Here is a 13,981-nt window from a genome sequence, read left to right as displayed (position 1 = left end):
ATCTTTTCACCGCCAGGGGCATTTTTTTTCGTTTATATGTCTTTCAAAATCGTCTCTAAAGTATTTCAGTGCACTTTGGAGCGGCTCCATCGCTCCCGGTGCCAAAGCGCAGAATGTATTTCCTGGCCCTAGAAATCTGGTATGCATATCGAGCAAATCCAGGTCTTCGTTTCGCCCCTCTCCTTTTTCGATGGATAGCAATATTTTTTCCGTCCACGGTAATCCTTCGCGGCAGGGCGTGCACCAGCCACAGGATTCCTGCGCAAAAAAGTGTTCGAGATTATGAACAAAACCAACCGGACAAGTGTGGTCGTCCAATATGATCATGGTTCCTGTTCCCATCCGGCTTCCGACAGCTGCAACCGATTTGAAATCCATTTTTACATCCAAATGCTCCTCAACGAGAAAGTCCGTGGACGCGCCTCCGGGCAAAGCACCTTTGAACTTGAAACCGTTTTTCATACCGCCAGCGTGTACCTCAATCAGCTCACGTACAGTCGTTCCCATGGGTAACTCCCAAAGTCCGGGCTTGTTTACTTTGCCGCTGATACCGTATAATTTGGTCCCTGCATCTTCTCCATTACTCAGACTTTTAAACCAATCGGCACCTTTGTTGATGATATGCGGGATATTGCAGAGTGTTTCGACATTATTAACGATAGTCGGTTTACCAAATAACCCACTCACCTGCGGAAAAGGCGGCTTCGTTCTCGGCGTCGCTCTTTTGCCTTCCAATGCATTGAGCAATGCCGTTTCTTCACCACATATATACCTTCCGACGCCCGTGTGCAAATGCATTTCCAGATTAAAACCGCTTCCCAGTATATTTTTTCCAAGATATCCGGCCTCGTGGGCTTCGGCCAGAGCGTGGCGTATCAAACGAGCCGCTTTCTTATATGCCCAGCGCAAAAAGATATAGGATATATTGGCCTGAATGGCGAATGACGAAATGATCATCCCTTCGATCAGCTGATGCGGATTCCCTTCTAAAAGCAACCGGTCTTTGAAAGTACCCGGCTCCATTTCATCCGCATTGGCAATCAGATATTTCGTTTTAATCGACTCATTCATAGGCACAAAACTCCATTTCATACCTGTATTAAAACCGGCGCCTCCCCTCCCTTTCAAATCCGACTCCTGAACGCTTTTCGTCACGTCGCCGGGAGCCATGGATTTTAACACCTTCCTTAAAGCCCCATATCCGCCTGTTTTCTCATATTCTTTCAAATTGAGCGGTGGATGGTCGAAGCTGATATGTTGGGTCAGAGGAGTTTCCATATCCTATTTGTATGCGTCCAGAATTTCGTCCAGTTCTTCTATCGTCAGATTTCGGTACAGCTCGTTGTTGATCATCATGGCGGGTGCATGATCGCAGGTTCCGAGGCAGCAATTCGGTAAAAGTGTGAACCTCCCGTCGGGTGTGGTCTGGCCGAATTTTATATTCAGTTTCGCTTTCAGGTAATCCGAAATTTTTTCATAACCCATTACATAACAGCTGATACTGTCGCACAGCAGAATGACATTGCGACCCACCGGCTGTCGAAAAACAAGGTTGTAAAACGTGGCAACGCTGTCGAGTTCCTCGGGCGACATTTCCATATGTGCGGCAATAGCATGCAGGCTTTCGTCTGATATCCAGCCGCGGTGTTGTTGCACGATTTTAAGTGCTTCTATACAAGCAGCTTTACGGTACGGAACGAGCGCAACCTCTTCCTCAATCTCCCGTATCTCTTTGGATGTCAGCATATTGTTTTATCTTTTAGCTGTTAGGGATTAGTTTTTAGTCACTTGTGTGAGCTTATCGCATTCATACAGATGAATTATTTCAACTCTTTTTTTAAAACCAAAAGCTAATTGCTAAGAGCTAGTAGCTTCAGCTATCTATCAATATCTGCCAAAACATAATCTATACTTCCGAGGATTGACAACAGGTCGGCCACGGTATATCCTTTGCTGATATAGGGCAACATCTGCATATGCGGGAACGACGGGGTCCGGATCCTGACGCGATATGCCGACGTATTTCCGTCGCTCGTCAGGTAATATCCATTAGCACCTTTTGTCGCTTCAATGCAGCTCATCGCTTCTCCATGCGGGATTACAGGCCCCCAGCTGACATTCAAAAAGTGCGTAATGAGCGTTTCGATATCCTGCATTGTGTTTTTCTTGATCGGCGGAGTGGTCAATGGATGATCCGATTTGTATGGACCCTCGGGCATATTATTCAGGCATTGTTCCACAATCCGCAGACTCTGCGTCATTTCTTCGACACGGACAACGGCCCGGTCATAGCAATCGCCATTTTCGGCCGTCGGTATATCAAAATCAAAATTTTCGTACCCCGAATACGGCTGTTTTTTTCTAAAATCCCATTCAAAACCGCAGGCTCTGAGCCCAGGACCGGTAACTCCCCAATCAATGGCTTCCTCTAGTGTATATATCCCAATTCCAACCGTACGGGCTTTGAAAATGCTGTTTTTCATCACCATACTGTGATATTCCTTCAGCTTTTTCGGGAATTGATCGACAAAATTGCGAACCAGTTTGTCCCAGCCATTTGGCAAATCCTGCGCAACGCCGCCAATTCTGAACCAGTTAGGATGCATTCTAGCACCACATATGGCCTCGATTATATCAAAGATTTTCTCCCGATCAGTAAACATGTAAAATACCGGCGAAAGTTGTCCCAAATCTTGTGCAAAAGTGCCATACCATACCAGATGACTGGCAATTCGGAACAACTCACAAAGCATCACCCGAATCGTTTTCACACGATCAGGCACCTGAATTCCAGCCAGTTTTTCGACCGACAACAGATATGCAAGATTGTTCATCACGCCACCGAGATAGTCAACCCGGTCTGTATAAGGTATATAGGTGTGCCACGACTGCCTTTCTCCCATTTTTTCGGCTCCGCGATGGTGGAAACCAATATCCGGGACGGCATCAACGATGTCTTCTCCGTCCAGTTGCAGTATAATCCGAAGCACTCCATGCGTACCCGGGTGCTGCGGACCGAGGTTGAGAAACATAAAATCAGCGTCTTCGCTATGCCTTTTCAACCCCCAATCTTCCGGGTTAAATTGCAAAGCTTCCTGCTCTTTTGCCTGCTTTTCATCCCATAAACGAAAAGGTCCCATCTCCGTGGCGCGTGCCGGATGTTCTTTTCTTAAAGGATGCCCTTCCCAAGTTAACGGCATTAATATACGTCGAAGGTTCGGATGGCCTTCAAACCGTATTCCGAACATGTCGAATACTTCTCTTTCATACCAATTGGCATTCTGCCATATCGACGAAACAGATGGCATCGACGGATATTCACCATGTAACGCTACCTTGATACGAATGAAAATATTTCGCTCGAAGGACAGCAAATGATACACAATGGTAAAATCGGGAGTGGACGAGCCGTTCAAGTTCGCCGAGGTATTGTTGATTTTTGGACGGTTGCGATTTCGTTCGTCAAGCGCGGAAAGGTCATACAGAAAATTGAACGGACTGCTGATTTTGCCTTTGAGGTGACGCAATATTTCGACGACATTGTCCTTTTTGACCCATACCGTTACCACCTCATCAATAGTTGGTTGTTGAGACAGCGCGGATGCTCCAAAAACGGACGTCAGTTCATCTAGCAGGCCAGATTGGTCGTTCATGCTGTTGAGTTTTTAGCTTGTCAATCGCACATTTCTAACATATCTCAGCTTATATTTCAGATGTTATCAGGAGTACGGACCTGAATATTTTGTTTCCTTTCCTCTCTTTTAATGTCTTTCATCACAAGTTGTTCAGGTTTGATAACCCCCTGAGGTCCAATAGCCCAGCTCAGAGGACGTTGTTCTTTTCCTACCGAATCTGCGAGGAGCATGAGTCCCTGCATAAACGCATCGGGGCGAGGCGGGCAGCCCGGAACATACACGTCCACAGGCAAAAATTTATCAACCCCCTGCACCACACTATATATATCGTACATTCCGCCGGAATTGGAACAGGAGCCCATCGAAATCACCCATTTGGGTTCCATCATTTGTTCATGAAGTCGTTTAATGATCGGCGCCATTTTTACAAAAACAGTACCAGCAATCACCATCACATCCGCTTCACGCGGCGTTCCTCTGATCACCTCGGCACCGAAACGCGCTACGTCATACTTACTGGTAATGCTGGTAGCCATTTCAACAAAACAACATGAGAGGCCAAAATGGAAAGGCCACATGGAGTTTTTTCGACCCCAGGAGAGCAAATCCTGAACCGTAGTCAGCATGATACTCTGCTGGACCGACTCCTCAAAGGATCCGGTTCCTTTAACAGCATTTGCAGGTTCAGACGGATTACTGAGCCACCATTTCATATAGCGGGTTTTGTTACAGGCAGTTTCCGATAAGCTTTCAGAATTTTCTTTCCATCTGGGCCGAAGTCCAGCGCGCCGATGCTCCATTCGTAGATAAGAACTGCAAAAAGGAGCCCGATAAAAACACAAATACCCAGATAACCGGGCCAGCCGAGCTCTTTAAAAACAAGGGCCCACAAAACGATAAATACAACTTCGATATCAAAAATCACGAACATCATCGCCACCAAATAAAATTGAGCGGAGAACCTCAACCTTGCGGATCCGGTTTCTAAAATACCCGATTCGTAAGGCTGGCCCGAAGCCCCGCCCGAATGACGTTGTCCTAAAAAGTATGAAAGCGAAATGATAAGTGTTAGTAAAACAAAAACCAATGCAGCATATAGCCAAAACGGCCAGCCCGGCGTCTCTAATTCATTCATAAAACCCTCTTTATTAGAAAATGTGATCAGCTAAAACTGTCTTTTCTTAAATTGGTATTATTCTGAAAAACTTGAAAGGTGAGTGCGAGAGAAATTAGGTTCCTGTGATGTAGTGATTCAGGTTTCCTATGATGAATTCTTGATCTTCGATGATATACTTCACTACATCACCAATGGAGATGATGCCTACTAATTTTTGTTGATCATCGAGAACGGGCAGGTGTCGGATAAATTTGTCAGTCATAAATGACATACAGTCATCGATGGAAGTATCGCAGGATACCGTAACGGGATTGGAGGTCATGATTTCGCGAATCATGGTCTTTTTAGAGGCTTTTCCTCTCAGAACAACTTTTCGTGCATAATCTCTTTCAGTAAAAATTCCAACAAACTGCTGTTGATCATCCATTACCAAAAGCGCACCGACGTTTCTTTCGCACATCAGCTCAAGGGCTTCAAACACAGTCCGATTGGGGTCGATCGAAATCGGAGCTCGTTTTTTTGACGCAAGAATGTTTCTGACTTTTCCCATAATTAACTCCTTTCATCTAAAAGATTAAGCAATAATTTGGTAGCCATAAATATAAGTTTTCTATAATAAAAAAACTATTATTCTAATATTTTTTAGCATTTTATTTTTAGTCACCTATAGTAAATAATATTAAAGCTTTGTAGAGTTATATTACTCTTGGTGACAAAAATTGTTTGCAGAGGCGGTTTATATATGTTTGGCAATACTCATTGCATGAGTCTTCCGGAATATTATTTCCGCCTTTCAGTATCCATAAACCCCCATGACCTTTTTGTTGACAGAGCCCAGAATCCCTGCTCGAACATACTAAATGAGAACTTTACTCCTTTTTTACTTTTCACCTTCCTGAGCTTATACGTTAGTTCGCAGCCAGCGGCAAATCGGCCGACGGTTGTAGCGGGTATTCCCGTCAATTATGCGGAAGATTCCGTAGGAAACTATACCCTGCCGGAATTGCTTCGATGCGCCGACGGACAGGTCGTGAATAGCGCTACACTTTGGACGCAAAAACGTCGTCCGGAACTGATCGGACTTTTTGAAGAAATACAGTTTGGAAAAATGCCGGGCAAGCCGAAAGATCTGATATTCAACGTTCCGAACCGCCCCGTTAACCTTTACCCCTTTTCACCTTTTAACTCCCAATACCACTTCTCCGCCCGCTTCGCAGGTGATCTCTATCATATCTTCGCCTTTGGCATTGATGGTTATGTTTTTTGAGGAAATGGTTTTCCATTGTTTAAATGGAAGTTTTATGGCTGTCACTCCGCCTTTTTCTGATACAATTTTAACTTCTGAAAGTTGTCCGTTTTTCTTCCTTGCGCTGACCAGATATGCCCCTTCCGTTCTTAATTGGTCGAAGGAGATATCCTTCCATTCTTCAGGAACGGCAGGCATTATTTCGATGAATCCTGCATAGCTCTGGATCAGCATTTCCTGTAATCCGGCTGCAAACGCAAAGTTTCCTTCCAAAGTAAACGGACGATATGTAAACTTCGACAGGCCTGATTTAGTCTGATCGCCGTTCACGTGGAAACTGTTTGGAAGACAGAAAGCCTTTGCGAAAATTGAGAGATCTTTCGCTGCGCCCTCACCATCTTTTGCCCTTGCTTTCATGTTGGCCAGCCAGGAATAGGAGTAGCCACACCAATAATCAGGCCCCACCTTATCCAGCAACGCGATCGTATTTTTGATGATCAATTGTGCTTCAGGCCCGTCCTCCCATTTAATCAAACCTAATGGATGTATCGCCATCATATGAGAAAAATGACGGTGAGATTCACCATAGGCAAGCGACGGCGCGAACATCAGTTCGCTGTTTGGAGACAATGCATACATGTCAAATTCTGACAATATGGAATTCCAATGCGCTGCATCTTCCATATTACCCATTTCCTTTGCAAGTTCGGCCCCTGCTCCGAACGCGAATCGCATCAAAGCAAGGTCATAGTTTGTATTTTGAGGAAACCAGGCATTCAGACTGTTATTATTAATTTCAGGACTGGAACTGATCGGCAGTTTGCGCTTCCCTTTTTCGTCTTTTACGGTAACTTTTTCCAAAAAAGTACAGACTTCCTTTACCCAGGGATAAGCCCGGTTCTTGAGAAATTCACGATCCATACTATATCTCCATTGCAGGTAATAGTGCTGAGCCAGCCAGGCAGAAACGGTCGGCGAAAGTGAATACTGTATCCAGCCGCCCATTTCCGTACCGTCCAAAGTCGTCACTCCCGGAACCGCTAACCCGTCGACGCCAAAATACAACTTCGTATAGCGCTTATAGTTCTCCAGATTTTGGTCAAGATGATCGAAATAACCCAGCCCTTCCTCCAAATGATTTCCGCTGTAACTTGGCCAATAGCTAAGCTGTGTGTTCAGATCGTGATGATAATCGCCTTTCCAAGGCGGGATTCGGCAATTATCTGCCGTCCAAACGGCCTGAAGTGAGATAGGAGGAGCGCCTCGGCGAGCTGCTGAGCCAAACTTGTATTGTTCCAGATACCATTGTTTTTCGATAACCGGATCGGGGACATGAAGACTGGACTGACCCCAAAATTTGGCCCACCACTCCGAATGCGTTTTCAGGTCATTTTTATAGCCTCTTTTTAAAGCCAGCGTAGTCAATTCCGAAGCCGTTTGATTCACCACTTTTTCAGGATACTGTGAGGAAACACTCCATGTTCCCTCGATTACGCCAGCTCCGGCAGCCTTCCATTGCACGGTAATTTCATATCGAAAACCGCCCCATCCATTTTGCTTATAGGTAATGAGATGATCCTGGCTATCGATCTTTCCCTGCTCATATCCCAATCGCGCCAGGTCGTCCCCGGTCAATGAATTTACTACCCCGGCATCCGCAATCACCCCTTGATACCTGGGAGAAATGAGTGAAGGTATAATATCAGACTTCACATTTTCAAACCGAAACCAGCCAACAGGTTCTGTAGCGTGCACAAATGTTTTCAGCTTCAACCCACTTGACCACTCTATTTCACACAATGCTTTACCCAAAGACAAACGCACAGATTTCACTTTCGCCGTATCCCGGATATCAAATTCCAGCGCTCCGGCGGGAATTTTGGAGGGTGCCGGCTCGCGGTCATATGGCGCATCGAAATACTGCTGAACCGGTTTGTAATCCTTTTTGGCGACCTGCTCCTGCACCCACTGATAGCTAAATTCCTTTCTATGCAGACCAGCCATTGGTCGCATATCCCATATATCGGCCCGATCGAGCGAAAAACGTAGCCTATCCCCTTTTTGCCAGATCAATGAACCGACCGTAGCATTTCCCAAAGGAATCGCCTCGTCCCAAACCGACGATAATTTATCGCCCACCAGATCATGTTTTGACTCTGGTTGGGCAAAACAGGATGTATATGTTAAAAATATAATGGTTGACAGAAGCGCTTTGTGCATGGCAATCTCTGATGTTGGATTTAGGAATGGTTGGAGGCCCAAATTTACCAAATGAAAGTCGATATAAAAGCCCTTCAGAACTAGGTTTTATATCGACTTTTCGGGGACGCGAGAACGTGCACAAAAGATAAAATTGTTATCGCGATAACACATCGAGAAATAAAATTCAATTGGCAAGCACTACCTAAGCATTCAATACCCAGGAGCACTTGCCACGATATGGGTGACCACCAAATCTTTTTTACCAATTATTGTACGAGAATGGATATGCTTAATCTTTCAGATATTATCTTTTGATCAAACCAAGCTGTTGCATGAACTCAAGATTATCCATAATATCCTGCTCCTGCGCTATTTTGCCATCTTTCATTTTCACCAACGTCACGCCGTTTACGTCAACGTCTTTACCGGTAGCGGGTATTCCAAAAAATTCTCCGGTATGTTTCCCTTTAAAATTCCAGTATTTTACAATTTTATCGCCTTGTCCGAAAGCATCTAAAATTGTGAATTTGACATTCGAAAAACCGGTCAGATAATTCTTGTAATAGGCTTTAAAATCCTCAATACCTACTATATTCTTCGGACTAGTAACCAGCGTGATATTCTTGTCAAAATGAGTTTCATTGATCTCGTCCAGTTTTCCTTTGTTGATGACATCGTCCCAGGTAGTTTGGTACATTTTCAGATTGGCCTCGAGCTGCGCGTCAGAACCGGCTTCAGATCTCGTTTTGGCCTCCTCCGCTTTGGCCTCGGCGGGGCTATTTTCCACCACTTTCGTGTCCTCTGACTTCTCAGCACAGCCTATCAAGGCAGCGGAGAACAACATTACAATAAGGAGGGTGTTTTTCGTTTTGTTCATGTTTTGTGTCGTTGAATTTACTCAGGTAAGATACTGATTTTCAACGAAGCCGGAAGCTTTACCGGCTTCGTTTTTTATGGAGTAGTTATTTTGTTGCAAAATAAGAAAGATCCGTTCGGATATGTCCGGTCTTCTCTTCCATTCGTCTCGAAAGCTTTTTGACGTCCCCTAGCAGCTTATTTATTTCATCGCCCAGCAACTTGTTGTCGAATGCAAGTTTTTCTTTATAGTCGGCCTCATCCTTCGCCAATTCCTCGGCGATGATATAGTTTTCGGCGTTTCCAAAGCGACTTATGTAAATATTGTAATGCAGTTTCGCCCCTTTACTAGCGTTCAATTCCTTGATCTTTTTGGTCAACTCAGTTATTTGAACTCTGTTTTGCGGCTCATAATAGATATAGTGATATTTACGATAAGGGTAGTCGGTGGGGTGATCATTTTCACCATCGGGAGTGTAAGAATAATTTCTTGAACGCGCGATCAGAAAATCGCGATGGCTGGGATAACATTTATCAAAAGCGTCGAATATAGCTCCAAACGCTTCCGCGCCCATCTTTTCTCTCAACACTGAAAATGAATCCTTGTCCAAATCTGCCATCTTTTCGATGGTCTCCACCGAAAAATAATGGTGGTCATCATCCTGAATAGTCAGCCAATTAGCCTGAATATTAAACTTCTGGCACTGAGCCACTAATTCCTTCGAAAGCTTCTCATATTCTGCCACCATCGCTGGCGTGACAGGATCTTCATGCAGATAAAAAAGCTCTGGTTTTAACGGGGCAGCGGCAGCCTGAGCAACTACAATTCCTGGTAACATTGCCAAAGCAAAGGCGACAAGAAAGCCAATCTGGTAAAAGTTTTTCGTTTTCATATGGTCATTTTGGTTTTAGAGGAAAATACAACTGAAGGAAAGCAGGTGTGTGGATATGTCAAGCGTAAGCTTCTCCAATCTTTTTTTTTACCTCCAAATGAATGTCGTCTGACTTAAAGGAGATCACACCCTTTGGTCAGTGAATTCTGTCAGAAATTACAGGGGTGTCGCGAAAAAGGCTGAAAGTTGGTATAAGTTATCCTATGAAAATTGACTACAGCGGATTGCTAGAAAATCCATTGCCATTTCGTCTCAGTATTCATCATTTTTTATGTTGAACCGGGGTTGAGATTAACTACTTCGTGAATAGATTACTCAAACACCAAAACTTTAAATATTCATGAAAAATAAACTATTTTTCATATTTAAATTTCGTTTGCATAAGTTTTGGGTTGATCAACGGAAAAACCGGGGTGTAAGGCGAAAAGATTTAAGTGTGTGAACATTCCAGATTAGTGGCCGTCGACGTAAGCCTGTATTTCCAATTATTAGATCAGGCTATTATAGAAAATCACGACTGCGATTCAAAAGATATAAAATGAGATATGAAATATTAAAACCGGGAAAACTCCCGCAATAATCAGGTAATATCGCCCTTGATACTCCGGTCGACTATAGACTAATTTTATCATAGAAATTTAATCGCAGCAGAGTTGTAACAATCTTGGCACAACCTGTTTACCGTTTAATAACATTTCGGAAATTGAAATTAAATGTTACTACAACATTTTGTAAATTGAGCGAGATGTTAAACCCTTGAAAATGATTGATTAAGAACCGATTGGAACCTAAAATCTATCAATATTATGAAAACCGTTTGCTCCTATCCGACAAATCTGTTATTAGTTCTATTTTCTGAGGTTCGACGGTATTACCTGAAATCTTCCTGACACACAACCATCTGCTTAACAAAAGCAAACGCAACCCACAACTAATTGAATAATAATCGCTTCGGTTACGCATTATTTCGTACTCGACCGCAGCGAATATGACCCAACACCTGTAAACGTATATTTAATTACGTATGCAAAATTAATATGCCCTACCCTTCTTAATACTCATAGAAAATGAAAGATCTAACCTCCCATTTTGCGAACAAAGAGCATGAATCTGTTATAGAAATGTGGCAAAATAAGCAGCAGAAAATAGAGACGCCGCCAGTGTATAATCCGGCGTTGCTCTTCATCTTGAATCAATCTCCATGTGTTACCTGGATCCTGGATGTCAGGACTCAGAAATACGATTTTATAAGCTCCAACACGCTCAGCGTGTTTGGATATGACCCGGCACTTTATCTCTTAAAAGGCTTGAATTTTCATGAGTCAACAAAATACCCGGAAGACTATCGCAATACATGGAAATTAATGCATCAAGTCTGGATCACCCTCGAAGCCACCCCAGTCGAAAATCGTCGCAATTATCAATTCAGCTATGACTATCGCGTGATTTGTGCAAACGGTAAATGCACCAGAATCATGGAACAAAATTCCATTCTGCATCAGGATTTAAACGGCAATATTACGCACCTGCTAGGTATCTGCACAAACATATCAGAATGGAAGAAAAATGATAGCCAGATCGCGTTTTTGCATTCAAATATTTTAGGCGATAATTACGAATTTACCATCCAGGAAATTTCAAATGAAAAACCCATTCTAAGCAAAAGGCAACAAGAAATAATAAAGCTCATGTCGGAAGGATATAGCAGCAAATTCATCGCCGAGAAGCTATGCATCAGTTTCCATACGGTCAACACCCACCGACAAAATATGATGGAGAAAACCAACACAAAAAACACGGGAGAGTTAATCCAGTTTGCATTTTGCAATGCGTTGATTTAGAGGAAATGTACTGAAAATCTAATAATCGGAACAGGCAATTTGGGACTGTTCTTCGCAGTTATCGAACCCGTTTAATAAAATATAACCGGAAAGCCCATTTGAATCACGGGCCTTCCGGCTCAATAATGTCTATTAGAAGGAATTAAAGGATAAGAAGTTCATTTTGAACGCTCAACCTTATTTTCATTTCTTATAACTTATCTTAAAAATCGTCCCGTTCAAATCGTCAGTCACATATAGCGCACCATCCGGGCCTTGGGCAAGACCGCACGGACGATGTTGTACAGGACCTTCGGGTGCCGCAAGATTTACCCCCGCGAAGTTATCCGCGAATACTTCCCACTTGCCTGCTTTGCCGTTCACGAAAGGAATAAAGGCAACGAAATATCCTTTTTTGAGTTCTGTATTTTGATTGTGAAAAGCTACAAATGCACCGTTCTTATATCTCGCAGGAAACATACTACCAGTATAAAACATCAGGTCATTTGGTCCTAAATGTGCAGGAAATGCAACAGTTGGATTTATAACTTTTTCACCGGCTGTTTTCTTACCATCGCCACCATATTCAGGAGCCAGAATTTTCTTGTTCTGGAATTGATCGTAATAGATATATGGCCAACCTGCATCATCTCCTTCTTTGACCTGGTAGAAAGTTTCAGCAGGCAATTCCGCGCTCATTTTTGGGGTGTAATATTGCGGGTAAAAATCGTCAAAACGGCCACGACCGTGTACAGTTGTGAAGAGCGAATTTAGCTTGTCGTTCCATACCATACCAACTGCATTCTTCAGACCGGTTGCATAGCGTTTCCCCTCACCAAATGTTTGCCCTTTCTTTTCTGCACTGAACTTCCACACACCGCCCGCAGAGTCCAATAAGGTGCACGGACTCATTCCTTTTCCTGTTTTCCCTTCCCGGCAATTGTCATTCCATGAACCGATTGAAACATATAGATTAGCATTATTATCCACAGATATAGGTTTGGCATTATCACGCCCGTGGTCAGCCAGCCCGCTTACCAATTCTTCCGGATGCTCCAGATCAATAATCTCGTCTTTTTCATTGAGCTTATATCTATATACGCCACTGTTCGAAGAACTGTACAGGTAACCATTTCTGATCGTAACTCCGGTTCCCGGATATTCAGCAAACATTTTTTGTTCGTCGATTTTTCCATCCCCATTGGTATCTCTCAAAAGATACATTCCCTTGCCATCCTTCAGCTTGGAAAGCTTTACATAGATATCCCCGTTTTTACCAATCGCAAGGTGGCGGGTTGCCCCCAAACCTGTTCCCAGTACCTGAGAAGAAAACCCGGCCGGAAGCTTGATAACTGCTGATTCCTCAGCCAATTGATGGGTAATTTGAGACGGAGAATTTGTTCTTACTGAGTCAAAACTGCTAAAGGCAAGGGTCAAAACGGCAAGCGGTACTGCTTTTACTAAAATACTTTTCATTAGAAATTAATATTAAGGGTATTTATTGATTAGGAATTTTCACAGGGTGTAAATATAAGTAAGGAATGGAATATTCTGTTGAAGTTTTAGCTGACCATCTGTCAAAAGATGCTGCATTTCCTCAGCTCTTATGCTATGGTACTACTTTTTTTGCTCCTCACTCCATTCTTCGAAGTATTTTTGCTGATTGTGACCAACGTTTTCTTAAGACGTATAGCTATCAATCCCTCATTAACTACTGCCCGAGCAACTCCTACAAATTTCTGTACCGAGGAAGTGTTGGCTTCCTGAGTCGCAAAAGGTGTAGGAAGTAGAGGTGTAGTGGCAGGGTTTAGTTTAAAAACTTACCCGTCACAGATCCCGGTTGATGGGGCAGATTAAAGATTTTAAAGCATCAAGTCAGTGCAACCCTAGCTCAACACCGAATCCAAATAAATACTTTAACAAAATTCTAGTGATATTTCTTAAAGTAAAGTGTTCGATTTGGAGAACTAAGTAAAAATCTACCATAAATCTATACAGTTATTATGAAAGCACTAATTATAATATTTATTCCGTTCTTCTGCTCCGGCCAGACAAAAAAACTAGATGTTGGATTTAGTTATGGTTCATATAAAGCACCCGAGATAAAAAAAACGTGGATTGCTCCAGACTCGAATAAAAGTGTTTCCAAAGACTATTACTCCCTGACTTTCCAATATAATTTAAAAAAAAGGTGGTCTATTTCTTCAGGGTTT

At 43.1% G+C, this 13,981-nt stretch carries 12 protein-coding genes and 1 pseudogene; 3 read left to right on the top strand and 10 right to left on the bottom strand.

Annotation, left to right across the window (positions count from 1 at the left end):
- Positions 1–6: 6 nt before the first annotated feature.
- From nuoF to AC1XUD_RS25980, 6 genes are all read right to left on the bottom strand, one after another.
- Complete coding sequence (gene nuoF, locus AC1XUD_RS26005) at positions 7–1,278, bottom strand: NADH-quinone oxidoreductase subunit NuoF (RefSeq protein ID WP_483363976.1); 1,272 nt, start codon at positions 1,276–1,278, stop codon at positions 7–9.
- A 3-nt stretch (positions 1,279–1,281) separates the two neighbouring features.
- Positions 1,282–1,746 carry an NADH-quinone oxidoreductase subunit NuoE gene (gene nuoE / locus AC1XUD_RS26000; protein WP_483363975.1) on the bottom strand — a complete coding sequence of 155 codons (465 nt, stop codon included), beginning with the start codon at positions 1,744–1,746 and terminating at the stop codon, positions 1,282–1,284.
- Between the two features lie 131 nt (positions 1,747–1,877).
- On the bottom strand, positions 1,878–3,653 hold the full coding sequence (gene nuoC / locus AC1XUD_RS25995) for an NADH-quinone oxidoreductase subunit C/D (RefSeq protein ID WP_483363974.1): 1,776 nt from the start codon (positions 3,651–3,653) through the stop codon (positions 1,878–1,880).
- Positions 3,654–3,709: 56 nt separating this feature from the next.
- A complete protein-coding gene (gene nuoB, locus AC1XUD_RS25990) occupies positions 3,710–4,348 on the bottom strand; it encodes an NADH-quinone oxidoreductase subunit NuoB (protein ID WP_483363973.1) in 639 nt (212 codons plus the stop codon).
- Positions 4,345–4,770, bottom strand: coding sequence for an NADH-quinone oxidoreductase subunit A (locus tag AC1XUD_RS25985; protein WP_483363972.1), 426 nt, complete (start codon positions 4,768–4,770; stop codon positions 4,345–4,347). The genes nuoB and AC1XUD_RS25985 overlap by 4 nt, the downstream gene beginning before the upstream one ends.
- A gap of 94 nt (positions 4,771–4,864) precedes the next feature.
- Entirely contained in the window at positions 4,865–5,302 is a 438-nt protein-coding gene (locus tag AC1XUD_RS25980) for a CBS domain-containing protein (protein WP_483363971.1), read from the bottom strand.
- 213 nt (positions 5,303–5,515) lie between these two features.
- Between AC1XUD_RS25980 and AC1XUD_RS25975 the strand changes: the two genes are divergently transcribed.
- A complete protein-coding gene (locus AC1XUD_RS25975) occupies positions 5,516–6,019 on the top strand; it encodes a hypothetical protein (RefSeq protein ID WP_483363970.1) in 504 nt (167 codons plus the stop codon).
- Here AC1XUD_RS25975 and AC1XUD_RS25970 read toward each other — a convergent pair.
- The 3 genes from AC1XUD_RS25970 to AC1XUD_RS25960 all read right to left on the bottom strand — a co-directional run bounded on the left by AC1XUD_RS25970 (position 5,927) and on the right by AC1XUD_RS25960 (position 9,948).
- Positions 5,927–8,218, bottom strand: a complete 2,292-nt coding sequence (locus AC1XUD_RS25970; protein WP_483363969.1) for a glycosyl hydrolase family 95 catalytic domain-containing protein — start codon at positions 8,216–8,218, stop codon at positions 5,927–5,929. The two genes, AC1XUD_RS25975 and AC1XUD_RS25970, sit on opposite strands and share 93 nt — an antisense overlap.
- A 286-nt stretch (positions 8,219–8,504) precedes the next feature.
- Positions 8,505–9,077 (bottom strand): ester cyclase, encoded by a 573-nt coding sequence (locus AC1XUD_RS25965; protein WP_483363968.1) that lies wholly within the window; start codon positions 9,075–9,077, stop codon positions 8,505–8,507.
- 85 nt (positions 9,078–9,162) lie between these two features.
- A complete protein-coding gene (locus AC1XUD_RS25960) occupies positions 9,163–9,948 on the bottom strand; it encodes a hypothetical protein (protein WP_483363967.1) in 786 nt (261 codons plus the stop codon).
- A 1,067-nt stretch (positions 9,949–11,015) separates the two neighbouring features.
- Between AC1XUD_RS25960 and AC1XUD_RS25955 the strand changes: the two genes are divergently transcribed.
- The gene (locus AC1XUD_RS25955) at positions 11,016–11,789 is read left to right on the top strand and encodes a LuxR C-terminal-related transcriptional regulator (protein ID WP_483363966.1); all 774 of its coding nucleotides are present in this window, start codon (positions 11,016–11,018) and stop codon (positions 11,787–11,789) included.
- A 183-nt stretch (positions 11,790–11,972) separates the two neighbouring features.
- Here the strand turns inward: AC1XUD_RS25955 and AC1XUD_RS25950 are convergent, their stop codons facing one another.
- A complete protein-coding gene (locus tag AC1XUD_RS25950; protein WP_483363965.1) occupies positions 11,973–13,244 on the bottom strand; it encodes a PQQ-dependent sugar dehydrogenase in 1,272 nt (423 codons plus the stop codon).
- A gap of 527 nt (positions 13,245–13,771) precedes the next feature.
- Here AC1XUD_RS25950 and AC1XUD_RS25945 point away from each other — a divergent pair.
- A pseudogene (locus AC1XUD_RS25945) lies at positions 13,772–13,981 on the top strand (hypothetical protein); the annotation flags it as partial.

Source organism: Dyadobacter sp. HNCC25DJ184 (assembly GCF_056895215.1).
This window is presented reverse-complemented; position numbering and strand designations above follow the sequence as displayed.